This is a genomic window from Ancylobacter sp. GW821-FHT10E12, assembly GCF_058809335.1.
Genome location: NZ_JBXASN010000009.1, coordinates 48,370 through 71,795 on the forward strand (window position 1 = coordinate 48,370; position 23,426 = coordinate 71,795).

The 23,426-nt window shown below is 70.4% G+C and carries 22 protein-coding genes and 1 tRNA gene; 2 read left to right on the plus strand and 21 right to left on the minus strand.

Features of this window, described 5'->3' with window-relative positions:
- Positions 1-77 precede the first annotated feature (77 nt).
- The 3 genes from AC1RU4_RS13735 to AC1RU4_RS13745 form a co-directional block, all read right to left on the minus strand.
- A complete protein-coding gene (locus AC1RU4_RS13735; protein ID WP_492891655.1) occupies positions 78-296 on the minus strand; it encodes a hypothetical protein in 219 nt (72 codons plus the stop codon).
- A 177-nt stretch (positions 297-473) separates the two neighbouring features.
- Positions 474-550 (minus strand) — tRNA-Asp (locus AC1RU4_RS13740).
- Between the two features lie 109 nt (positions 551-659).
- The gene (locus AC1RU4_RS13745; RefSeq protein ID WP_492891656.1) at positions 660-1,778 is read right to left on the minus strand and encodes an AI-2E family transporter; all 1,119 of its coding nucleotides are present in this window, start codon (positions 1,776-1,778) and stop codon (positions 660-662) included.
- A 327-nt stretch (positions 1,779-2,105) separates the two neighbouring features.
- On the opposite strand from AC1RU4_RS13745, the gene AC1RU4_RS13750 reads away from it, so the two are divergent.
- Positions 2,106-3,530 (plus strand): mannose-1-phosphate guanylyltransferase/mannose-6-phosphate isomerase, encoded by a 1,425-nt coding sequence (locus tag AC1RU4_RS13750; RefSeq protein WP_492891657.1) that lies wholly within the window; start codon positions 2,106-2,108, stop codon positions 3,528-3,530.
- 115 nt (positions 3,531-3,645) lie between these two features.
- Here the strand turns inward: AC1RU4_RS13750 and AC1RU4_RS13755 are convergent, their stop codons facing one another.
- From AC1RU4_RS13755 to yajC, 5 genes are all read right to left on the minus strand, one after another.
- Positions 3,646-4,518: a phytoene/squalene synthase family protein gene (locus AC1RU4_RS13755; RefSeq protein WP_492891658.1), complete on the minus strand. Its 873-nt coding sequence runs from the start codon at positions 4,516-4,518 to the stop codon at positions 3,646-3,648.
- Positions 4,519-4,561: 43 nt separating this feature from the next.
- On the minus strand, positions 4,562-4,939 hold the full coding sequence (locus tag AC1RU4_RS13760) for an Mth938-like domain-containing protein (RefSeq protein WP_492891659.1): 378 nt from the start codon (positions 4,937-4,939) through the stop codon (positions 4,562-4,564).
- Between the two features lie 69 nt (positions 4,940-5,008).
- Complete coding sequence (gene secF / locus AC1RU4_RS13765) at positions 5,009-5,995, minus strand: protein translocase subunit SecF (protein ID WP_492891660.1); 987 nt, start codon at positions 5,993-5,995, stop codon at positions 5,009-5,011.
- A 15-nt stretch (positions 5,996-6,010) separates the two neighbouring features.
- Entirely contained in the window at positions 6,011-7,609 is a 1,599-nt protein-coding gene (gene secD / locus AC1RU4_RS13770; RefSeq protein WP_492891661.1) for a protein translocase subunit SecD, read from the minus strand.
- Positions 7,610-7,770: 161 nt separating this feature from the next.
- The gene (gene yajC, locus AC1RU4_RS13775) at positions 7,771-8,112 is read right to left on the minus strand and encodes a preprotein translocase subunit YajC (protein ID WP_492891662.1); all 342 of its coding nucleotides are present in this window, start codon (positions 8,110-8,112) and stop codon (positions 7,771-7,773) included.
- Positions 8,113-8,318: 206 nt separating this feature from the next.
- Between yajC and AC1RU4_RS13780 the strand changes: the two genes are divergently transcribed.
- Positions 8,319-9,263: an ATP-binding protein gene (locus AC1RU4_RS13780; protein WP_492891663.1), complete on the plus strand. Its 945-nt coding sequence runs from the start codon at positions 8,319-8,321 to the stop codon at positions 9,261-9,263.
- A gap of 233 nt (positions 9,264-9,496) precedes the next feature.
- Here the strand turns inward: AC1RU4_RS13780 and AC1RU4_RS13785 are convergent, their stop codons facing one another.
- The 13 genes from AC1RU4_RS13785 to argS all read right to left on the minus strand — a co-directional run bounded on the left by AC1RU4_RS13785 (position 9,497) and on the right by argS (position 23,247).
- Positions 9,497-10,792, minus strand: a complete 1,296-nt coding sequence (locus tag AC1RU4_RS13785) for a peptidoglycan DD-metalloendopeptidase family protein (protein WP_492891664.1) — start codon at positions 10,790-10,792, stop codon at positions 9,497-9,499.
- A gap of 159 nt (positions 10,793-10,951) precedes the next feature.
- Entirely contained in the window at positions 10,952-11,617 is a 666-nt protein-coding gene (locus AC1RU4_RS13790) for a protein-L-isoaspartate(D-aspartate) O-methyltransferase (protein WP_492891665.1), read from the minus strand.
- Positions 11,618-11,630: 13 nt separating this feature from the next.
- Positions 11,631-12,395, minus strand: a complete 765-nt coding sequence (gene surE, locus AC1RU4_RS13795) for a 5'/3'-nucleotidase SurE (protein ID WP_492891666.1) — start codon at positions 12,393-12,395, stop codon at positions 11,631-11,633.
- A 119-nt stretch (positions 12,396-12,514) separates the two neighbouring features.
- Positions 12,515-13,846: a serine--tRNA ligase gene (serS, locus tag AC1RU4_RS13800; protein ID WP_492891667.1), complete on the minus strand. Its 1,332-nt coding sequence runs from the start codon at positions 13,844-13,846 to the stop codon at positions 12,515-12,517.
- Positions 13,847-13,907: 61 nt separating this feature from the next.
- On the minus strand, positions 13,908-14,702 hold the full coding sequence (gene tatC / locus AC1RU4_RS13805; RefSeq protein WP_492891668.1) for a twin-arginine translocase subunit TatC: 795 nt from the start codon (positions 14,700-14,702) through the stop codon (positions 13,908-13,910).
- Positions 14,699-15,460, minus strand: coding sequence for a Sec-independent protein translocase protein TatB (gene tatB / locus AC1RU4_RS13810; protein ID WP_492891669.1), 762 nt, complete (start codon positions 15,458-15,460; stop codon positions 14,699-14,701). Before tatB ends, tatC begins: the two co-directional genes overlap by 4 nt.
- Positions 15,461-15,525: 65 nt before the next feature.
- The gene (locus tag AC1RU4_RS13815) at positions 15,526-15,750 is read right to left on the minus strand and encodes a twin-arginine translocase TatA/TatE family subunit (RefSeq protein ID WP_492891670.1); all 225 of its coding nucleotides are present in this window, start codon (positions 15,748-15,750) and stop codon (positions 15,526-15,528) included.
- 69 nt (positions 15,751-15,819) lie between these two features.
- On the minus strand, positions 15,820-16,899 hold the full coding sequence (locus tag AC1RU4_RS13820; protein ID WP_492891671.1) for an ABC transporter ATP-binding protein: 1,080 nt from the start codon (positions 16,897-16,899) through the stop codon (positions 15,820-15,822).
- A 27-nt stretch (positions 16,900-16,926) separates the two neighbouring features.
- A complete protein-coding gene (scpB, locus tag AC1RU4_RS13825) occupies positions 16,927-17,703 on the minus strand; it encodes an SMC-Scp complex subunit ScpB (protein ID WP_492891672.1) in 777 nt (258 codons plus the stop codon).
- The gene (locus tag AC1RU4_RS13830) at positions 17,700-18,500 is read right to left on the minus strand and encodes a segregation and condensation protein A (RefSeq protein ID WP_492891673.1); all 801 of its coding nucleotides are present in this window, start codon (positions 18,498-18,500) and stop codon (positions 17,700-17,702) included. The genes scpB and AC1RU4_RS13830 overlap by 4 nt, the downstream gene beginning before the upstream one ends.
- A 20-nt stretch (positions 18,501-18,520) precedes the next feature.
- The gene (nagZ, locus tag AC1RU4_RS13835) at positions 18,521-19,561 is read right to left on the minus strand and encodes a beta-N-acetylhexosaminidase (protein WP_492891674.1); all 1,041 of its coding nucleotides are present in this window, start codon (positions 19,559-19,561) and stop codon (positions 18,521-18,523) included.
- A gap of 20 nt (positions 19,562-19,581) precedes the next feature.
- Positions 19,582-21,393 (minus strand): SPOR domain-containing protein, encoded by a 1,812-nt coding sequence (locus AC1RU4_RS13840; protein WP_492891675.1) that lies wholly within the window; start codon positions 21,391-21,393, stop codon positions 19,582-19,584.
- A gap of 90 nt (positions 21,394-21,483) precedes the next feature.
- Positions 21,484-23,247 carry an arginine--tRNA ligase gene (argS, locus tag AC1RU4_RS13845; RefSeq protein WP_492891676.1) on the minus strand — a complete coding sequence of 588 codons (1,764 nt, stop codon included), beginning with the start codon at positions 23,245-23,247 and terminating at the stop codon, positions 21,484-21,486.
- Between the last annotated feature and the right edge of the window lie 179 nt (positions 23,248-23,426).

Consider the following 23,426-nt stretch of genomic DNA (forward strand, 5'->3'; position numbering starts at 1 on the left):
CATGGGAGTTCGGCGACGCTGCCGGATCAGTATGCGCAGTTCCGCCGCGGCGGCGCGGCGTGTTCACGACCCCAGCATCAGCGGGACGCCGGCGCAAGCCGCCGGTACTCGGCGATGAGATTGGGCAGGTCGGACGGATCACGGCCGGCCCCGGCATCCTGGATGTCGCCCTGGATCTCGCGGGCGACGACCGGCCAGAGCCGGTCCACCGTGCGATTGAGATCGGCAGCGGCCACCCGCAGCCGCAAATCCGCCGCGCACAATGCCCGTGCCCTGACTTCGATGTTTGTTGTCATGGCCCGAAATTACCACGAACGACATCGCCCTTGTGCGCGAAAGTGGACACAAGCCTCGCATTAACCGCGACGCTGCGGCAGCACGACGGGCGGACGGGCAAATCGCCGGCGTCGACGGTGGTTCGATCCGCGGCGGCGCGAACCCCGAAAAGTAGCTGGCATGGACTGGATAATGAGTGGCGGGAGTGACGGGGCTCGAACCCGCGACCTCCGGCGTGACAGGCCGGCGCTCTAACCAACTGAGCTACACCCCCAACGACGGGTCGCTGTGGACCGCTCGTCGAGTGCGGCGGGTGTTAAGGCAGCGGCGGCGGGGTGTCAAGCGCCCCGCTCCGCGACTTGTGGACAGCTGCGGCGGCTGCCTCAGCCGGGCAGTTGCGGGCGTCGCGTCGCCAGCACCGCTTCGGTCAGCGCCATGGCGGCGATCAGCAGCGGCACCGAGAGGAAGGTACCGATCGGCCCCCAGAGCCAGGTCCACAGCGCCATGGAGAGGAATACCGCGAACGGATTGAGCGACACCCGGCGCCCGACGATGAGCGGCGTCAGGATCTGCCCCTCGACGGCGGTGACCGCGAGGAACAGGGCCGCCGGCAGCAGCCCCTCGACGATGCCGGGGAAACTGACGATGCCGACGGCGGCGAGGATCAGCGTCATCGAAGCCGGCCCGACATAGGGAATGTAGTTCAGCACCCCGGCCAGCACGCCCCACAGCAGCGGCGTCGGCAGACCCAGCGCCCAGGTGAGCGCGCAGGTGGCGACGCCGAGCCCGGCATTGATGAAGGTGGCGGTGACGAGATAGGTGCCGAGCCGTTCCTCGATGCCGCGGAACACCCGGAGCGCGGTCAGCCGCCCGGCGCGCGGGCCGATCGCCTGCACCACCCGGCGCTTGATCTGGATGCGTCCGGCCAGGAAGAACAGCAGCGAGCCGACGAACAGGATGAACTCGCCGATGGCCGGCGTCACCATGCCGATGGCGCTCTCCAGCATCTGCGAATCGGCGAGGGTGACCGTCATCGGTGGTTCGGCGACCCGGCCGATCGATTCCAGCGATTCGACGAAGGAGATCATGCTCTGCATCGCCGGCCGCAGCGTCGCGAAGCGTTCGCGCATGGTGTCGCCGATCTGCGGCGCGCGCTCGATCCAGTCGGCGAGCGGTGCGGCCAGCGCGACAGCGGCGGCATAGAAGGCGGCGACGATCGCCGCCACGATCAGCACCGCGGTCACCGGCGAGGGAATGCCCCGCCGCGACAGCGCCTCGATGAACGGGCCGATGACGCTGCCGATGATCACCGCGGCGACGATGGGGATGAGCACCGCCCGCGCCACCACTAGCGCTCCCGCCACGGCAAGCACCGCCAGCGCCATCACCGCCAGCTGCGAGAAGCGAAGCCACAGCGTGTCGATGCGGTGGCGACGGTCGGCAGCCGGTCCGAGCTTATGGGCGTAGGCGACTTCGCCGGCCGTTCCTCGCTGAATGTTCACCACGAAATCCCGCCGATCCTGATCCGCCCTGCCTGACGGCGACAACGCGCGGCTGCGGTCGCGGTTCCCGCGCCGGGGAGGTGCCGGAATGCCGCGAGGGCGAAGGACGGAAAATCCCTTGTCGCGCCGGCATTGCGTGAACTTCGCCCCGGCCTGCCCCGCGACTTGCACCCCGACCTGCCCCCCACTTGGCCGTGGACCTGGCCGCGGGCTTCCCCGCGGACTTGGCCGCGGATCGGAAATCCGGCATGGTGCCGCCGTGTCGCCCCTGCGGCGGCGCGGTGGCTCCGCCATGCGCGGGCCCGTGCGGATTTTCGGAGACCCCTGATGCTGAGCCCCTCCCCCATCGTTCCCGTGATTCTCGCCGGCGGCAGCGGGACGCGGCTCTGGCCGGTCTCGCGCGACAGCCTGCCCAAGCAGTTCCAGGTGCTCACCGGCTCGCACACCCTCTACCAGCAGACGCTGAAGCGGGTGTCCGACCGCTCGCTGTTCTCCTCGCCCATCGTCCTCACCCATGAGGATTTCCGCTTCTTCGCCCGCCGCCAGGCCACCGAGATCGGCATGGAGGTCACGGTGGCGCTGGAGCCGATGCGCCGCGATTCCGGCCCGGCGCTGATCGCCGCCGCGCTGATCGCCCAGCGGCTGCACGGCGAAGGCTGCCTGGTGCTGGCGCTCGCCGCCGACCATGTCGTGCTCGACGAGCCGCTGTTCCTCGACGCCTGCCGCGCCGGTGCCACCGCCGCCGCCGAGGGCCGCATCGTCACGTTCGGCATCACCCCGACCGAGCCGTCGACCGCCTATGGCTATATCCGCCCCGGCGCCGATTCGGGTGCCGGCGGCGCCCGCACCGTCGAGGCCTTCGTGGAGAAGCCGGACCTCGCCACCGCCACCCGCTATCTCGCGGAAGGCTACCTGTGGAATTCCGGCAATTTCTTCTTCCCGGCGAGCGTGCTCATCGAGGAAGCCACCCGCTTCGAGCCGGAAATGGTGGAGGCGGTGCGCGCCGCGGTGGAGACCGCCATCGAGGATCTCGGCTTCATCAAGCTCGACACCAAGGCCTTTTCCGGCGCCCCGTCCAAGTCGATCGACTATGCGGTGATGGAGCACACGCAGCGCGCCTCGGTGGTCGAGGGTCGGTTCCGCTGGTCGGATGTCGGCTCGTGGGACGCCCTGCACGAGCTTGCCGAGGGCGACGAGGACGGCAACGTCACCCGCGGCCCGGTGGCGCTGCTCGATTCGCACAATTCCTACTTCCATTCCGAGGGGCCGCTTCTGGCCGGCATCGGGCTGGAGAACGTCTCGGTGATCGCCACCGAGGACGCCGTGCTGGTGATGCCGGTCGACCGGGCGCAGGACGTCAAGGGCCTGGTCGCCAAGCTGAAGACCGACCGCCACAATGCGGCGAGCGAGCATGTGAAGGCGCACCGGCCCTGGGGCACCTACCAGACCATCTGCCGCGGCGAGCGCTTCCATGTGAAGAAGATCGTCGTCGAGCCGGGCGGGCGGCTGTCGCTGCAGAAGCACTATCACCGCGCCGAGCACTGGATCGTGGTGAAGGGCACCGCCGAGGTGACGCTGGACGGCCGCGTCTTCGAGGTGCGCGAGAACGAATCGACCTATCTGCCGCTCGGCGGCGTCCATCGCCTCGCCAATCCCGGCAAGATCCCGCTGGAGCTGATCGAGGTGCAGACCGGCTCCTATCTCGGTGAGGACGACATCGTCCGCCTGGAGGACGTCTATAACCGCGCCTGACGCGGTGGCCTTCCGGCGCGGGCTCGGCCCGCGCGCCGACCCGAACGACCCTCATGCCCGGCCTCGCGCCGGGCATTTTCGTCTTCGGGGGACATCTGGGGAACGTCCGGCGCGGTCAGCGGGCGCGGGTGGCCGCGAAGCTGCGCGAGGCGCGCCAGAGCCGCCAGATGCGCGCCGGCCCCGAGGCTGCCGGCACCCGCGCGAACGGGTCGTGCGGGCGGGCCATGCGCTCGAGATCGCCCGGCACCAGCGCCAGCGGCAGGAAGGCGGGATAATTGGCCGCGTCGACACGGGCGAGCGCCGCCAGGGCGAGGTCGTGATGCCGGCGCGCCAGGTTGCGCAGGTCGGCCAGCGCCGCCCGCAGCCCCGGCGTCGCGACCCCGGACACCGCGTCCTCCCGCCCGGCGCCATGCGCCTTGAGCAGGTCGAGCGGCACGTAGCACTGGCCGCGCCGCGCATGCACGGGAAAGGCGCGCAGCAGCCCGGTCACCGCGTAGGCCACCCCGGCATGGCCGGCGGCATCGGCCAGCGCCCGCTCGGCATCGGGGCGGGACGCGCCGGTGAGGATCAGCGTGCCGAGGCGGATCAGCGCCGAGGAGGTCTCGCCGGCATAGCCTTCGAGGTCGTTCACCGTCGGCATCGGGTCGTCATAGAGGTCGAAGATGCGCGCATCGAGCAGGGCGAAGAAGGTCTGCTTCGGCAGGCTGTGGCGCTCCACCGTATCGAGCAGCGCCGCCGCCACCGGATTGGCCCTGACGTCGCCGCGGGCGCCGCCGATCAGCGCCTCGCTCCACCATTGCAGCCGCACCTCCCCCGCCATCGGGGTGGTGATCGCCTCGCGCACCCGCGCCACCTCGGCATTGAAGGCGTGCAGCGCCATCAGCCCGGCGCGGGCGGGCTCGGGGGCGAACAGGTCGGCGATGTAGCGGTCGCGGTCGAGATCGCGCACCAGCTGCGCGCAATAGGCGCCGTTCGCGTCCTCGCCCACCACGATTCTGCCCGCCCCGCCCCGACCCGCCACCGCCCGGCCCTCAGCGCAGCGCGAGCAGAGCGGCGGCGACGGGACGCCCCTCCGCCAGCAGCACGTTATAGGTCGAGGCGGCGGCACGGGTCAGCATGGCGTCGATGCCGATGCCGACATCGCGCAGCCGCCAGCGCAGCGCGTCCGGCACCACCCACAGATCGGTGCCGGTGCCGATGATCAGCATGTCGATGGCATCGCTCTCGGCGATGACCGGCGCCAGCGCGACGGCATCGATGCCGCCGACATCGGCGACCGCCCAGGCATGGATGCCGCTCGGCAGGGCGAGGATGGATCCCTCCGAGGCCATGCCGGCAAAGTGGAAGAAGCCCCGGCCGTAGCCTTCGATGGGCACCTGCCGGGGGAGATGGGCGTCGGGCACGGCCATGGGATCGCTCCGCTCTCGTCGCTCCGGCCGGGCGTCCCTGATCGGCGTCCCGGAATATCGGCACGCCGGTCAGGGGCGCGCCGTCTTGACCCCGGTCTTGGGTTCCGCCTTGGCTTTCGCTTCCGCCCTGGCGCCCTCCGCCTCCTTCTCCGCCATCGTCCGCGTGGTGACGCCGAGATAGATCAGCAGCGGCGAGGCGATGAAGATCGAGGTGTAGGTGCCGACCAGCACCACGCCGAACATCATCGTCACCGAGAAGGAATGGATCGCCCGCCCGCCGAACAGCACCAGCGCCAGCAGCGCCAGCGTCACCGTCACATGGGTGATCACCGAGCGCGACAGCGTCGAGTTGATCGACTGGTTGAGCAGGTCGTCGATCGGCATCTTCTTGTAGCGCCGCAGCATTTCGCGGATGCGGTCGTAGATGACGATGGTGTCGTTCAGCGAATAGCCGAGAATGGTCAGCAGCGCCGCCACGCTGGTCAGGTCGAAATCGATCTGGAAGATCGACATAAAGCCGATGGTCAGCACGATGTCGTGGAAATTCGCGATCGAGGCGCCGAGCGCGAACTGCCATTCGAAGCGGAACCACAGGTAGATCAGGATGCAGAGCACCGCCAGCATCAGGCCGACAATGCCGTAGCTGAGCAGTTCCTGCGACACGCGCGGGCCGACCACCTCGACGCGGCGATACTCGACGCCGTCGCCGAGCGCGGCGCGCACCTTGCCGACCACCGCCTGCTGGGCGGTCTCGCCGCCCGGCTGCTGGGCGACGCGGATCAGCACCTCGCCGTCGGTGCCGATCTCCTGGATCTGCACCTCGCCGAGCTCAAGCGTCTCCAGCTTCGAGCGGACGTCGCCGATGTTCAGCGTGTTGTTCGGCCAGCGCACCTCGAGCAGCGTGCCGCCCTTGAAGTCGATGCCGAAATTCAGCCCGAGGGTGAGGAACGCCACCAGGGCGACGATCGACAGCAGCGCCGAGATCGGGAAGCTGATGCGCCGGAAGCGCATGAAGTCGAATTTGGTATCGTCGGGGACGATGCGGAGCAGACGCATGGGAGCTCGCCTTTCTCAGATCGGCACGCGCTGGGGACGCTTCCAGCGCACCCAGAGCGCCGCCATCAGGCGGGTCAGCGTGAAGGCCGTGAACACCGTCGTCAGGATGCCGATGCCGAAGGTGATGGCAAAGCCGCGGACGGGGCCGGAGCCGATGTAGAACAGCACCGCCGCCGCGATGAAGGTGGTGATGTTCGAATCGAGGATGGTGGCCAGCGCCCGCGTGAAGCCGGCGTCGATCGCCGAGATCGCCGAGCGGCCGGCGCGCGCTTCCTCGCGGATGCGCTCGTAGATCAGCACGTTCGAATCCACCGCGATGCCGACGGTGAGCACCACGCCGGCAATGCCCGGCAGGGTGAGCGTCGCGCCGAGCATGGCGAGGATGCCGAAGATCATGCCGACATTCACCGCCACCGCGAACACCGCGAACACCCCGAACAGGCCGTAGGTGGCGATCATGAACAGGGCGACCGCGAGCGCGCCGACGATGGAGGCGACAATGCCGGAGCGGATCGAATCGGCGCCGAGGCCGGGACCGACCGTGCGCTCCTCCACCACCTGCAGCGGCACCGGCAGCGCGCCGGCGCGCAGCAGGATGGCGAGGTCGTTGGCCTGCTGCACGGTGAAATTGCCGCTGATCTGGCCGGAGCCGCCGAGGATCGGCTCGCGGATCACCGGGGCGGAGATCACGTGGTTGTCGAGCACGATGGCGAAGGGCTTGCCGACATTGGCCTGCGTCGCCTCGGCGAAGCGGCGCGCGCCATTGGTGTTGAAGCGGAAGGTCACCACCGGCTCGCGCGTCTGCGAATCGAAGCTCGGCTGCGCGTCGGTGAGGTCCTCGCCGGCCACCAGCACCCGCTGCTCGATCACATAGGGGACCGGCGGATTGTCCTGCGAGTTGATGATCTCGGTTCCGGCCGGCGGCCGGCTCTGCAGCGCCTGCTGCGGGCTCATCGTGGTGTCGACGAGGCGGAAGCTCAGCTTGGCGGTCTGGCCGAGCAGCGCTTTCAGGCGCGAGGGATCCTGCAGGCCCGGCACCTGGACCTGGATGCGGTCGGCGCCCTGGCGCTGGATCGACGGCTCGGTGGTGCCGAGCTGGTCGATGCGCTTGCGCACGATCTCGATCGACTGCGACACCGCCTGGATGGTGCGGGCCTGGATGCCGGCGGACGAGGGGGCGATGCGGATGGCGTCGCCGCTCAGCGTCACGTCGGTGTCGAGCTGGCCGCTCGAGGCCACCACGCCGCCGATCGGCTGGGCGAGCTCGCGCAGCTTGGCGAAGGCGGCGGCCGCGTCATTGGCGTCGCGCACCCGCACCTGCACGGCGTCGCCCTGGATGGCGAGGCCGGCATAGCCGATCTTGGCGTCGCGCAGCAGGCGGCGGGCATCGTCGCGCAGTTGCTCCAGCCGCATCTGGCGCACGTCGTTCTGCTGCACTTCGAGCACGATATAGGAGCCGCCCTGCAAATCGAGACCGAGCACGATCTTGCGTTGCAGGAAGGCCGGCAGCTTCTCGAAAGCGGTCTGCGGCAGCAGGCTGGGCACCACCATGAGGCAGATGATCGCGGAGAAGACCACGATCGCCAGCGCTTTCCATCGGGAAAAATAGAGCATGTCGTTCTTTCCGGCCGCTCGCGTCGGGAAGCGCGCCGCTGGAGCCCTTTCCGATCAGGCGGTGAGCCCGACCGGAGAAATGCGCTCCCGATTCCATGATCTGGAGCCTGTTCCCGTCGCAAAAGTCTTTCCACTTTTGCCGAACAGGCTCAAGAGGCGGATCAGGACGCGCCGTCTTCCTTGGCGGGCTCGCCCTTGGCGCGCACTTCCGAGATCATCGCGCGCAGCTGGCGGATCTTGACGCCTTCGGCGAGCTGCAGCTCGATCTCGCTGTCGTCCACCACGCGGGAAACCTTGCCGATCAGGCCGCCGGAAGTCACCACGGTGTCGCCGCGGCGCACGCCCTTCACCAGTTCCTGGTGGGCCTTCACCTTCTTCTGCTGCGGACGCAGGATGAGGAAGTACATGATGACGAAGATCAGCACGAAGGGCAGCAGCGACATCAGCATGTCGGTACCGCCGCCGACACCGGGCACCTGAGCATAAGCGGGCGTAATGAACATGGTGTTCCTTGTCCGTCGAAAACATGGCGGGCAACAGGCCCGGCGAAGCGGCGCGGACTATACTGACGCGCCTGCCGATTGCAAACGTCTCCCGCACCGCCCGGCGGTCACAGCTGCGAAAGCGTGCCCCGGCAGCCTCCACGTTTCGCCATCCGCTTGTGGAGCGCGCCGCCGCCCTTTATTCCCCGGCGGCGGAGGAGACCACAATGACGCAGAACCCGAACGCCGCCGGAGCCGCTTCCGCCCCCGATTCCGCCCCCGATTCCGCACCGGACCTCGCCCGCGTGCTCGCGCGCATCGCCGACGCGCTGGAGCGCCTCGCCCCGCCGGCCGCCGCCGCCGTCGATTTCACCGCCGCCGACGCCTATGTCTGGCACGCCGAGGGCCGGCGCCTCGAGCCGGTGCCGCGGGTCAACCGCGTCGACATGGAGCTGCTCAAGGGCATCGACCGCACCCGCGACACGCTGGTGGACAACACCACCCGCTTCGCCCGCGGCCTGCCGGCCAACAACGCGCTGCTCTGGGGCGCGCGCGGCATGGGCAAGAGCTCGCTGGTCAAGGCCGCCCATGCCGAGGTCAATACCGGCCTCTCGGGCGAAGGGCTGCCGCCGCTCAAGCTGGTCGAGATCCACCGCGAGGACATCGAGACGCTGCCGGCGCTGATGGGCCTGATGCGCGCGGCGCCGTTCCGCTTCATCGTGTTCTGCGACGACCTGTCCTTCGATGGCGACGACACCTCCTACAAGTCGCTGAAAGCGGTGCTGGAGGGCGGCATCGAGGGCCGGCCGGAGAACGTGATCTTCTACGCCACCTCCAACCGCCGGCACCTGCTGCCGCGCGACATGATGGAGAACGAGCGCTCGACCGCCATCAATCCCGGCGAGGCGGTGGAGGAGAAGGTCTCGCTGTCGGACCGCTTCGGCCTGTGGCTCGGCTTCCACAAATGCTCGCAGGACGAATATCTCGCCATGGTGGAGGGCTATGTCGCCCATTTCGCCATTCCGCTCGACGCCGAGACGCTGCGGCGCGAGTCGCTGGAATGGTCGACCACCCGCGGCGCCCGCTCGGGCCGCACCGCCTTCCAATATGTGCAGGATGTCGCGGGACGGCTGGGCGTGCCGTTGGGCGGCAGCCCCGCCGCCCCGCGCTGAACCGGCGCCGAGGTCCAAACGTCACGCCGGTCGTCTGATGCGGGGCGGTGCCCCGGAAGGATTCGCCCCGGAAGGATTCGCCCGGAAGGAGCTGTCCCGGACGCTGCCGCCGGGGCCGTCGCGGCCCGGTCGGCGGTTGCGCGGCGATGCAGCAAGTCGGATGGCAGCAAGTCGGATGGCGGGAAGATGGACGCGATGGGCTCGGCCGGCCGCGCGGGCCGGCCGGCGCCGGCTCACAGCCCGGCGAGATACTGCGACGGATCGACCGCCTGCGAGCCCTTGCGGATCTCGAAATGCACCTGCGGCGAAGTCACCGAGCCGGTCTGGCCGGCCTTGGCGATCACCTGGCCGCGCTTGACGCTGTCGCCCTTCTTCACGTCGAGCTCGCTGTTATGGGCATAGGCGGTCACCCAGCCGTCCGAGTGCTTGACGAGGACCAGGTTGCCATAGCCCTTCAGCTCGCTGCCGGCATAGGCGACGACGCCGTCCTCGGCCGCCTTCACCGAGGTGCCTTCCGGCACCGAGACGTTGATGCCCTCATTGGTCTGGCCGCCGGGCTTGGGGCCGTAGCCGGAGATGATGCGCCCGCGCACCGGCCAGCGGAACTGCACGCCGCTGGCGGCGGTGCGCGCCTCTTCCGGCGTCTCGGAGGGCTTCACCGCGGCGATGGTCTGCGCCTTCGGCTCGGCGGGAGCCGCCGCGACGACCGGGGTCGGAGCCGCCGCCGGCTTGGCGGGCGCCGGCTTTGCCGCGGTGGTGACGGCCGGCGTGGGCGCGGCCAGTGCGGTCGCGACGGGAGCGGCACCCGGCTTGGCGGCGGCCACGGGAGCCGGGGCGGGGGCCGCGAGCGTTCCGGCGGCCGGGGCGGCCGGCTTGTGGGCCGCGACCTGCGTCGCGGCGGCGGCACCCGGAATGACGATGTTCTGGCCGATCCGCACCTGCGCATTCGGGTCGAGCCCGTTGGCGGCGGCGAGCGCGGCGCGGGACAGGTTGTAGCGCCGCGCCAGCGAGCTCAGCGTCTCGCCATTGGCGACGACATGGGCGGCGCCGGCGACCGGCGCGCTCGCCACCACCGGCGGCGTGCGAACCGGCGCGGGGGCCGCCGAGACCGGCATGGGCTGCTGCAGCGGAGCCTGAGCCGCCGCCACCGGGGCGGGCTGGCGAACCGGGGCCGCGGCCTGCGGCGCCGCAGAGGTGCCATAGAGCGGCTGCTGCGCCGGGGTGGCCATCGCCACCGTCCGCGGCGCGCCATAGTTCTGCGGCGCCGGATAGGCCGGGGCGGCGCCGTAATTCTGCGGCGCGGGATAGGCGGGCTGGGTGCCGTAGGGCGCGGCCGAGGCGACCGGCTGCATGGCGGGAGCGGGCGCCATCGGGGCGGACTGCACCGCGCCGCTGGGGGAGGCGATCGAGCCGGTATAGGCCGGCGAGCCCTGCGCGGCGGCATAGGGGCTCTGGCTCGGATTCTGGAACCGGCTGACGTCCGAACTGCAGGCCGCGGCCGTGCCGCCAAGCAGAGCGACAATCGACAACCTCAGAAAGGACCGGGAACCGGACGTCGACCAAGACCCAAGCATCGCACCATCACCCGCACGCCAAACATGGGGGCGATTAAAGCCTCGTATAGGTAAACAGCGGCTTAAGTCCGCCACCGGCGCCACCGCTGAAACGGCGAAAGCGTGGCAAAAACGCTACAGAATCTCGGCCACGCCGGACAGCAGCGGCACGAAGCGCACCGGCCCGAGATCGCGCCGGCTGAAGCCCCCCGGCATCGGCGAAAACCGCGTCAGCGTCTGGGTACCGTCGACCGGTCCGACCGGCGCCACGATGAGGCCGCCCGGCGCCAGCTGCGCCAGCACCGCGGCGGGCACTTCCTCCGCCGCCGCGGTGATGAGGATGCGGTCATAGGGCGCGCCGGGGAGGTAGCCGAGGCGGCCATCGGCCACCACCACGTCGACATTGGACAGGCCGAGCGCCTTCAGCCGCGCCCGTGCCTCGCGCGCCAGCGTGTGGAAGCGCTCCACGCTCGTCACCTTGCCGGCGATGCTGGCGAGGATCGCCGCCTGGTAGCCGCTCCCGGTGCCGATCTCCAGCACCCGGTGCTCGGGCGAGAGCTCCAGCGCCTCGGTCATGCGCGCCACCAGCGAGGGCTGGCTGATCGACTGGCCGCATTCGATCGGCAGCGCCTGGTCGCTCCAGGCGAGATGGCGGAACGCCGGCTCGACGAAGCGCTCGCGCGGCACCTGCTCCATCGCCCGCATCACCCGGAGGTCGCGGATGCCGCGCTGGCGCAGCGACAGCAGCAGCGCCGCCCGCGCCGTCGCCTCCCGCTGCTCCATCTTGCTCGATCCGGTCATGGGCACGATTACATCAGTCGCGGAACAGCTGCGCCAGCCGTGTCATCATCGGCTCGTCGGTCATGTCGAGCCGGAGCGGCGTCACCGAGATCGAGCCCTGGTCGAGCGCGTGCAGGTCCGAGCCGTTCACCGTCTCGAACACCCGCCGCTCGAAGGCGATCCAGTAATAGGGATTGCCGCGCCCGTCGGCCCGCTGGTCGATGCGCAGCAGCCCCTGGTCGCGCCGCCCCTGCGCCGTCACCGCGATGCCGGCGACATCCTCCGGCGCCCGGTTGGGGAAGTTCACATTGACGAGAATGCCGGGCGGGATGCCCTCGCCCAGCAGCCTGCGCACCACCGCCGGCCCGTGATGCTCGGCGGCGGCATAGGCGGGCGCATGGCGGGTCTGGAGGCCATAGGCCTGCGACAGCGCGATGGAGGGGATGCCGAGCACCGTGCCCTCCATGGCGCCGGCCACGGTGCCGGAATAGCCGACATCCTCGGCGACGTTCTGGCCGCGATTGACGCCGGAGAGCACGAGGTCGGGCTTGGCATCCTTGAGGATGTGCCGCACCGCCATGATCACGCAGTCGGTCGGGGTACCCTTCACCGCGAAGCGCTTCTCCTCCACCTGCCGCAGCCGCAGCGGATCGGAGAGCGACAGCGAATGCGACACGCCGGACTGGTCGAATTCCGGCGCCACGATCCACACGTCGTCGGAGAGCGCGCGGGCGATGCGGGCGCAGGATTCGAGGCCCGGCGCGTGGATGCCGTCGTCATTGGTCACCAGGATGCGCATGGCCTCTTCCTTTTCCCGCCGCCGGTTCGCAGGGCCGATCCCGCCCCCGATCCCGTCTCAACTCATCCCCCCGGCCCGACCGGGGAACCGCGCCGTCCCGCGACCGCGGACGGCCGGCCTCAGGCCCGCTCTATCGTCGTCCGCCCGCCCATATAGGGCACCAGCACGTCCGGCACCGTGACGGAGCCGTCCTCGTTCTGGTAGGTCTCGAGGATCGCCACCATCGCCCGCCCCACCGCGACGCCCGAGCCGTTGAGCGTGTGCAGGAAACGCGGCGCCTTGGCGCCGGCCGGCCGGTAGCGGGCGTTCATCCGCCGCGCCTGGAAATCGGTACAGGTGGAGACCGAGGAGATCTCGCGATAGGCGTTCTGGCCCGGCAGCCACACCTCGATGTCGAAAGTGCGCGCCGAGGCGAACCCCATGTCGCCGGTGCACAGCGTGACGACGCGGTGATTGAGGCCGAGCTTCTTCAGCACCGAAATGGCGCAGGCGAGCATGCGCTCCTGCTCGGCCAGCGAAGTCTCCGGGGTGGTGATCGACACCATCTCGACCTTGTTGAACTGGTGCTGGCGGATCATCCCCCGCGTATCGCGCCCCGCCGACCCGGCCTCGGCGCGGAAGCACTGGGTGAGCGCGGTATAGCGCAGCGGCAGTTCTTCCTCGGCGAGGATGCTCTGCGCGACGAGGTTGGTCAGCGGCACCTCGGCGGTGGGGATGAGCCACATGTCCTCGCCCGCCGAAAACTGATCGTCCCGGAACTTCGGCAGTTGCGCGGTGCCGAACATCGCCTCGTCCTTCACCAGGACCGGCGGCGCCACCTCGGTATAGCCGTGCTCTTCGGTATGGGTGTTGATGAAGAACTGCCCGATGGCCCGCTCCAGACGCGCCAGCTGGTTCTTCAGAACCACGAAGCGCGCGCCGGAGAGCTTGGCCGCCGCCTCGAAATCCATCTGGCCCAGCGCCTCGCCGATCTCGAAATGCTGCTTTGGCGCGAAGGCGTAATCGCGGATTGCCGGCATCGACAGCGCCGAACCCTCGATCTCCGCATGCGGCGCGGGGGCGAACGGCACGTTGTCGTGCTCGTCCTTGCCGAACGGCACCTCGGCGAGCGGCACGTTGGGGATCGCGGCGAGCTTCTCATGCAGCTCCGCCTCGGCCGCCTTCACGTCCTCCTCGATCGCCGGGATCTCGGTCTTGAAGCCGTTCACTTCCGCCATCAGCGCCTCGGCGCGGGCGTTGTCGCCGGACTTCTTGGCGCCGCCGATCTCCTTGGAGGCGGCGTTGCGGCGGGCCTGAAGCTCCTCAAGCTTGACGATGCCCGAGCGGCGGCGCTCGTCGAGGCCGATCAGCCCGTCCACCAGCGCCTGCGCCTCGGCCTCGTCCGTGCCGCGACGGACGAGCGCGGTCACCAGCCCCCGCGCGTCCTCGCGGATCCATTTGATGTCGTGCATGGAGGTCGTCCTTCGAAACCAGCCCGCTACCTCTAAGGTGGCGGGATTCTCCGCCACCGCCCTAGGTGGCGGACTTCTCCGCCGCCGCCTCTGCCGCCGAGCGCCTCTTCTCGACGACGCGCACGAGGTAGACCGAGACCTCGTAGAGAAGCAAGGTCGGGATGGCGAGCGCGAACTGGCTGACCAGGTCCGGCGGGGTCAGCACCGCCGCGGCGATGAACACGCCGACGATGGCGTAGCGCCGCGCCTTCCTCAGCTGGGCCGAGGTGACGACGCCGATCTGCGCCAGCAGCGTCAGGATCACCGGCAGCTGGAAGCAGATGCCGAAGGCGAAGATCAGCGTCATGATCAGCGACAGGTATTCGCTGACCTGCGGCAGCATGGAGATTTCCGCCGAGCCCGGCCCGGCCAGCTGCTGCATGGAGAGGAAATAGGTCATCGCCAGCGGCATGGCGACGAAATAGACGAAGGCCGCGCCGATGAGGAAGCACACCGGCGTGGCGATCAGGTAGGGCCGGAAGGCGCCCTTCTCGTGCTTGTACAGGCCCGGCGCCACGAACATGTAGATCTGCGTCGCCACCACCGGGAAGGAGATGAACGCGGCGCCGAACATGCCGAGCTTGATCTGGGTGAACAGGAATTCCTGCGGCGCGGTGTAGATGAGCTTGACGTGCTCGGTGCCGCCGGCGGCGAACTCATACGGCCACAGCAGGATATTGTAGATCACCTTGCCCAGCATGAAGCAGCCGAAGAAGGCGATGAAGAACGCGATCAGCGACTTGATCAGCCGCGCGCGCAGCTCGATCAGATGCTCGATCAGCGGAGCCTTGGAGGCGTCGATATCGTCCTCGCTCATGGCTTGGACCCTTCCGCCCCGGAACCGTCCGCCCCGGCCGGCGTCCCGCCGGCGGGCTTCGGCTTCGCAGGGGCGGCCGGCGCGTCGAGATCAGCGACCGCCTGTGCGACTTCCGGCTCGGACGCGGATACCGGCTCGGCCGGCGCCGCGACCGCCGCCGATGCCTCGCGGGCCGGCTCGGCCTCGCCGGGGGCATCGAGATCGGCGACCGCCAGCGCGATCTCCGGCTCGGACGCGGCTACGGGTTCAGTCGAGGGCACCGATTCGGCCGGCATGTCGACCGCCCGTGCGACGTCCGTCTCCGGCGCGGCCAGCGCGTCGGTGGCGATGCGCACCTCGTCCTCGATGGTCTCGAAGGCGTTCGGCTCCAGCTCGGTTGGCTCCGGCGCCGGCAGCGCCGCGCTCGTCGCGTCCGCCGGCGGCAGGTCCTTGCGCTCCACCGGGCTGGCGGCGTCCTTCAGCTGATTCTCGATGTCGAGCAGCGGATTGGTCGGGATCGACGCCGCCACGCTGTCGCGCACGCCCGAGATGCTGTTCTGCGTCTCCTCGGCGAAACCGGACAGCGTCTTCTTCACATCCGCGAGATCGGCCTCGCGCAGCGCTTCCTGGAAGGTACCCTGGAACTCGCCGGCCATGCGGCGCAGCTTGCCGACGGTGCGACCGACATTGCGGATCACGCCGGGCAGTTCCTTGGGGCCGATCACGACGAGCGCGACCACCCCGATCACCAGCATTTCGGACCAGCCGATATCAAACATGGAATATGCCGGGGCAGCGTGTCCGCTGCCCTCCCCGATCCGATTGCATCCGAGCTAAGCGGGCGTCAGCCGACCTTGGTCCGCTCGGCTTCCACGCTGTTCTGGTGGTCGAGCGAACGCACCGGCTCGGCCGGCTTGGCGGGCGGCGTCTCGTCGTCGGCCATGCCCTTCTTGAACGCCTTGATGCCCTTGGCAGCATCGCCCATCAGCTCGGACAGCTTGCCGCGACCGAAGAGGAGGAGCACGACAACCAGCACGATGATCCAATGCCAGATGCTCAACGAACCCATATCAAAAACTCCTTCAACCGAAACGCCGCCGGCCCCTCGCGGCATGCGCGTCGCAACTGACGCGGGACACTAGGGCCCGGTCGCGGCGAAAACAAGAACCTCTGCCGTATCGATGTGCACGCCGACGTCGTGACCAGCGGCCAGACCGGCGGTTCCCCGCCGCCGGACGATCAGCGGACGGTCGACGCCGTCGACCGCCACCTCGTACATGTCGAGCTCGCCGAGGAAGCGGTGCTCCATCACGCGGCCGGGAATGCCGGTGCCAGGCGCCCGCAACTCGATGCCCTGCGGGCGAACCGCCACCACCGCCTCGATGCCCTCCGGCAGGCCGCCGGCGGAAAAGCCGCCCAACGCGGTGCGCACCCGCCCGCTTTGGACGACGCCGCCCACCTCGTTGATCTCGCAGAAGAATCGCGCCGTCGACAGGTCCGCGGGACGGCGGTAGATCGCCTCCGGCGTGCCGAACTGGACGATCCGCCCGGCGCGCATCAGCGCGATGCGGTCGCCCATGCGCATCGCCTCCTCCGGGTCATGCGTGACGATGACGCAGGTGGCCCCGGCGTCGCGCACCACGTCCAGCGTCTCGGCCCGCACGCTGCCGCGCAGTCGGCTGTCGAGCCCGGAGAAAGGCTCGTCCATCAACAGGATGGCCGGCCGGGTCACAAGTGCGCGTGCCAGCGCCACGCGCTGCTGCTCGCCGCCCGACAGGGCATGTGGATAATCGTCGGCATAACGGCCGAGCCGCATGCGCTCCAGCGCCCGCCGCGCCTCGGCGAGCGCGTCGGGACGCGACAACGAGCGCAGCCCGAAGGCGACATTGTCGAGATTGGTGAGATGCGGGAACAGCGCATAATCCTGGAACACCAGCCCGATATGCCGCTTCTCCGGCGGCACGAAGACGTCCGGCCCCGCCACCACCTGGCGGTCGAGCAGGATTCGCCCGGCACTGGGCCGCTCGATGCCGGCGATCAGCCGCAGCAGCGTTGTCTTGCCGCAGCCGGACGTGCCCAGGAGACAGACGATCTCGCCCGGCTCGATGGTGAGGTCGATGCCGTCGACCGCGTTGGCGGTGCCGTAGCTGTGATGCACCGCCTCCAGGGTCAGGCGGCTGGCCAGCGAGACCGGCGTGCGGGTCAGAACCTCGTCCATGCGCATCCTTTCGCCGCGCCGCGGCGGTCAGGCCTCGTCCTCGGGCGCCGCTTCCGGCAGGCCGCCGCTTTCCGCCTCCGAAGAATCCAGTTCCGGCGAATCCAGTTCCGGCGAATCCGGCTCCGGCTCATGCGCGAAGCCGAGGTCGAGCTCCGGTTCGAGCGGATCCTCGTCGTCGGCCAGCGCCGCGTCGTCGCTCGGCAGCGGCACGGTTAGTCCGGCCGCGACCCGCGCGTCAACAAATCCCGCGCCGCGCAGGTCGTCGAGGCCGGGCAGGTCCTGGATCGCCTCCAGTCCGAAATGCACCAGGAACGTCTCGGTGGTGCCGTAGGTGATCGGCCGTCCGGGGCTGCGCCGCCGCCCGCGCATGCGCGCCCAGCCGGATTCCAGCAGCACGTCGAGCGTGCCCTTGTTGGTGGAGACGCCGCGGATCTCCTCGATCTCCGCCCGCGTCACCGGCTGGTGGTAGGCGATGATCGCCAGCGTCTCCAGCGCCGCGCGGGAGAGCCGTCGCGGCTCCGGCTTGTCGCGGGCGAGCAGGAAGCCGAGATCGGGCGCGGTGCGCAGCATCCATTTGCCGGCCACCCGCACCAGATTGACCCCGCGCCCGGCATAATCGGCCGAGAGCTGTGCCAGCAGCCGGCGCAGGTCCGCCCCCTCCGGCAGCCGCGTGGCCAGCGTCGCCTCGTCGAGCGGCTCGCCGGCGGCGAACAGCAGCGCTTCCAGCAGCCGCAGGTTCGGGTCGCGCGCAGGCTCGCGCAGGGATTCCGGTTCGGCGGCGCGATGCGCGGACGGCAGCGTCACCGTCCCTCCCCCCGCTCGCGGCGGCGGATATAGATCGGCGCGAAGGCCTCGCCCTGCTGCAGGTCGATCAGCCCCTCGCGCACCATCTCCAGGCTGGCGGAGAAGCTGGAGGCCAGCATGGTGGCGCGCATCTTCGGATCGGCGAGCCAGTCGAGCAGCAGCGCGTCGAGCCGCGACCATTCGCCCGCCGGCAGCAGCCGGCCGATCAGCCGCTCCAGCCGCTCGCGGGCATCGGCGAGCGGGATCACGTTGCGCGGCGCGAAGCGCACATGCGACAGCGCCATCTTCTGCCGCTGCGCGCCATAGGCGGCGAGCAGGTCGTAGAGCGTCGCCTCGTAGACCGGGCGGCCGCCGCCGGTCAGCGGCTCGGGCGCGCCGCGGGCGAACACCTCATGGCCTATGCGGTCGCGGGTGGCGAGATGCGCCGCCGCGCCGCGGATGCGTTCCAGCCGCCTGAGCCGCTCGGTGAGGTCCTGCGCCAGGTCGGCGGCGCTCGGCCCCTCCTCCTTCGGCGGCTCGGGCAGCAGCAGCCGCGACTTGAGGAAGGCCAGCCACGCCGCCATCACCAGATAGTCGGCCGCCAGCTCCAGCCTGATCTTCCGCGCCGCGTCGACGAAGCGCAGATATTGCTCGGCGAGCTCCAGGATGGAGATGCGGGAAAGGTCGACCTTCTGGGTGCGCGCCAGCGCCAGCAGCAGGTCGAGCGGGCCTTCGAAGCCGTCGACATCGACGACCAGCCCGCCCTCGCCGGGCTCGCTTGCGTCATCCGCCTCGAAGGCGAAACGGCTTTGTTCCATGGCGACAGAAGACCGGGGGTTCAGGACGCCGCGATCATACCCGAAAACGCAACGGAATCCTGCTCCCGCGCCGCAATAGCGGTATCGGGCAGCCAGGCGAGCGCCCGCGCGCAGCGCCGCGCCGCCGCGCCCGCCAGCACCGGCGAGCTGGCGGCGACCTCGCGCATCTCCTCGATGCGGCCGTTGCAATGCAGGGCGAGGTCGCAGCCGGCGGCGAACGAGGCCTCGGCGCGGCTCGCCAGCGAGCCGGCGAGCGCGCCCATCGACAGGTCGTCGCTCATCAGCGCGCCGTCGAAGCCGATGAACCCGCGGATCACCTCGGCGATCACGATCGGCGACGTCGTCGCCGGCCGGTCGGGATCGATGGCGGAATAGACCACATGCGCCGTCATGCCGAGCGGCAGGTCGGCCAATCGGCGGAACGCCTCGAAATCGGTGGCTTCCAGCTCGGCCCGCGGCGTGTCGACCACCGGCAGGCTCTCATGGCTGTCGGCGCGGGCGCGTCCATGCCCCGGAATGTGCTTGAGCACCGGCAGCACGCCGCGCTCGCGCATGCCGTCCGCCACCGCGCGGGCGAGCCGCGCCACCTGCACCGGCTCGGTGCCATAGGCGCGGTCGCCGATGATGCCGTGGCCTTCCGGCAGGCGCAGGTCGGCGCAGGGCACGCAATCGACATTGATGCCGAGCGCGGCGAGATCGTCGGCCATCCACCCCGCATTGTCGCGCGCCGCGTCGGCCGCCGCCGGATCGCCCGCCTCCGCCATGCGCGCGAAGCGCTCGGCCGGCGGATAGGACGGCCAGTGCGGCGGGCCGAGCCGCTGCACCCGCCCGCCTTCCTGGTCGATCAGCACCGGCGCATCGGGCCGGCCGACCATCGCGCGGAAATCCGCCACCAGCGCCGCCACCTGTTCCGGCGTCTCGACATTGCGGCGGAACAGGATCAGCCCCCACGGCGCCTGCGCGCGCAGGAAGTCCCGCTCCTCTTCGGTCAGCACGGGGCCGGCGCAGCCGGTGATGAAGGCGCGTGCGGCGGATGCGGATGCGGCGGCAGCGGCGGTCATGGCGGGCACGGTTTCCGCGGTCAGATGCGGGAGACGAAGCAGGAGCCGCCCTGCGCCTTGAGCGCCTCGCACAGGCTCACCGCGTCGTTGCGGTTGCCGAACGAGCCGATCTGCGCGCGATAGGTGACGCCGCCGGTCGAGGAGATGTCGCCGCGCCGCACCGTCGCCGGCTTGCCGCTGAGCAGGCTGCCGAAGCGCGACTGGGCGCTGCGCAGCATCGCCTGCGCATCCGCCTCGGTCGGCACCGAGCCGATCTGCACCACGAAGGCGCCGCTGGGGGCCGCGACCGCGTTCGCCGCCGCGTTCAGCGTCTGCGCCGCCGAGGGGGCGGCAGCCTGGGCCGGGGCGGCATTCTGCGCCGGAGCGGTGGCGACGCGGGTCGGCGGCAGCGGCACGTTCGGCACGATCGAGGGGGTCGCCGACAGCGGCGCCGGATTGGTGGAGACCGGCGCGGAATTGCCCGGACTCAGCGCCACCGACGCCGAGGCGGTCGGATGCGGCGACTGCACCGGCGGCGCCGCCGAGACGTTCGGCGCCGGGGCCGGAGCGGGAGTGCCCTCGACGATGCTGCCATCGGCGCGCACGGTCATGGTGCGCACGCGCTTGGGCTCGGTGGCGGAGCCGCCGGCGGCGGGCGCCGGCGCGTTGGCGGTCGGGCTGGTGGCCGGCTGGATCACCCGCGGCTGCGGCTGCGCCGCCTGCGACACGTCGACCGGCTGCTCCTCGCTGGAGACCACGCGCTCGCTGCCGGTGCTCGCGGTGCCGCCGACGCGGTCATAGATCAGCTTCTGGCCGTCGCTGGCGTTCTCGGCGGCGGTGTCGGCCGGGGCCGGCACCACCTTGTTGGGCGACGGCTCGGCGCGGATCACCGGCGGCTGGCCGCCGGCGAGGCCGGTGGTGCCGCCCTGCTTGAGCAGGGCATAGGCGCCGGCACCGCCGACGACCACCAGCACCAGCAGCGCGCCGACCACCACCAGCCGGCGACGGCTGCGGCGCGGCGCCTCATGGGCCTCGGTGCCGTAATCCTCGTCCTCGGCGGCGACGTGATAACCGTCATCCTCGGCCGAGGAGCGTCCGTAATCATAGACATCGTCGTCGCGGTCGAGGCCGAGATCGAAGGTCGGATCCTCCGCGGCCGGCGCGGGCGTGGCGGGTGCGGGCGTGGCGGCGCCACGGCTCATCCAGCTCGGCGGCGGCGCGGAGCCGCCGGCACGCGCGGGAGCCGGCTCGTCGGCGAAGGACGGCTCGGCCCGCGAGGACGGGCGGGGCGCATTCGCCATCGGCGCGCGCGGCGGCTGGGAGCGCGGCTCGGGAGCACGCGGCTCGGCGACGCGCGGCTCGGGAGCACGTGGTGCCGGGGCGGCCGGGCGCATGGCAGGGTCGGGACGCGGAGCGGCGGGGCGGCCGGCGTCGCGGTTATAGCCCTCGGGCTGCGACGGGCGCTCGGCGCGCGGGGCGGAGGGCGCGGCATTCGCGCCGCGCTGCGCGGATTCGGTATAGACCTCCGCCGCCAGCGCCGCGAAGGAGCCGGGCGCCGGGCGCGGCGTGCTCGAAGGCGCCCGCGGCGCCTGCGAGGGAGAGGGAGAGGGAGAGGCCGGCGCCTGCGGGCGCGGAGCGGCCGGGCGAGGCTGGGCCGTGGGGGCCTGGCCGGAGGCCGGAGGTTGAGCCTTGGGGCGCGGAACCTCCCGCATCAGCGCGGCGAACTCGTCCTCCTGCGCCATCATGCGGGCGAGCTCGGCGAGCGGATCGCTGGCAGTGGTCCGCCCGTCGGCCGAACGCGGGGAGGGACCCGGTTCGTTCTGCCGATAACGCGAGGTGCCGTCGTTGACCATTTTCACCGAACCTGTTGGCTGTGTGCGAACACCCGCCGGCAGGACCGGAGGCGCACTAAGAGGAGCGGGGCGAATCCGTACGCAACGCGCTCACCGCATTTCTTCGGGAGCACCGACCCCGAGGATCGCGAGTCCCGAAGCGATGATCAGCGCAACTGCGTGAACGAGTGCCAGCCGCGCATAAGTCGACTTTCGATCATCTTCGATAATGAAGCGTAAATGTGGCACCTCTTTGCCGCGATTCCACTGTCCGTGCAGGGCGCTGGCGAGGTCGTAGAGATAGAACGCCACGCGATGCGGCTCGCGCGCCCCCGCCGCCTGCTCGATCAGCCTGGGATAGCCGGCGATCAATTTGGCGAGCGCGATCTCCCCCTCGTCGGCCAGCAGCGACAGGTCGGCATCGGCGAAGGCCGCCGCCTCGCCCGGCAGGTCCGGCATCGCCTCGGCGGCGTTGCGCAGGATCGAGCGCGCGCGGGCATGGGCGTACTGCACATAGAACACCGGGTTCTCGCGGCTCTGCTCCATCACCTTGGCGAGGTCGAAATCCAACACCGCGTCGTTCTTGCGGTGGATCATCATGAACCGCACCGCGTCGACGCCGACCTCGTCCACCACCTCGCGCAGCGTCACGAAGGTGCCGGCACGCTTCGACATCTTCACCGGCTCGCCATTGCGCAGCAGCCGCACCAGCTGGCACAGCTCGATGTCGAGCACCCCCTCCCCCGCCGTGGCCGCCTTCACCGCCGCCTGCATGCGCTTGATGTAGCCGCCATGGTCGGCGCCCCATACGTCGACCATCTGCGCGAAGCCGCGGTCGAACTTGTCCTTGTGATAGGCGATGTCGGCGGCGAAATACGTATAGGCGCCGTCCGACTTCACCAGCGGCCGGTCGACATCGTCGCCGAACTGCGTAGCGCGGAACAGCGTCTGCTCGCGGTCCTCCCAGTCCTCCGGCGGCGCGCCCTTGGGCGGCGGCAACCGGCCGTCATAGACGAGGTCGCGGGCGCGCAGGTCGGCGAGCAGCCGGTCGATGGTCGAGCCGTTGCCCTCGCGGACATGCAGCGTGCGCTCGGAGAAGAACACGTCGAAGCGGATGTTGAGCGCCGCGAGATCCTCGCGGATCATGTCCATCATCGCGTCGATGGCGGCCGCGCGCACCAGCGGCAGCCACTTCGCCTCGTCCTTGGCCAGCAGCGTGTTGCCGTATTTGACGACGAGCGCCTTGCCGACCGGCACCAGATAGTCGCCGGGATACAGTCCCTCGGGGATGGTGATGGCCTCGCCCAGCGCCTCGCGGTAGCGCAGATAGGCGGAGCGGGCCAGCACGTCGACCTGCGCCCCGGCGTCGTTGATGTAATATTCGCGCGTCACCTCCCAGCCGGCCACCGCCAGCAGGTTGGCGAGCGCGTCGCCGAACACCGCGCCGCGGCAATGGCCGACATGCATCGGCCCGGTCGGGTTGGCCGAGACATATTCGATATTGATCGCCGCGCCGCCGCCCATGGCGGAGCGCCCGAACTCCCCGCCCTGCGTCAGCACGCCGGCGATCACCCGCGGCCAGAAGGCGGGCGACAGCGCGATATTGATGAAGCCCGGCCCGGCGACGTCGACCCGCTCGACATCCGCCACCGCGCGCAGCTTGTCCGCCAGCTTCTCCGCGAGGTCGCGCGGCTTCAGCCCCGCATCCCTGGAGAGCACCATCGCCGCATTGGTGGCGAGGTCGCCATGGCTGGCATCGCGCGGCGGCTCGACGACGACGCGGCGCGCATCGATGCCGCCCGGCAGCACTCCCTCGGACGCGAGCGCATCGAGCGCGCTGCGGACATGATCGGCGAAGAGGGCATAGAGATTCATGGCTGACGGCTCATGGCTTGCGGCTCCGGGCGCGGCTGGCCCGATGGGCGGCCTGCGGCTACCGCAGATCGCCTGCCAAGTCAAAGAAGGGCGGAAAGCCAAGCCTGCGTGCTTCGAGGCGCGCGATGCGCGCACCTCGGCATGACGGGGATCGGCAGGGGGCGGGTGTTCCCTGAAAC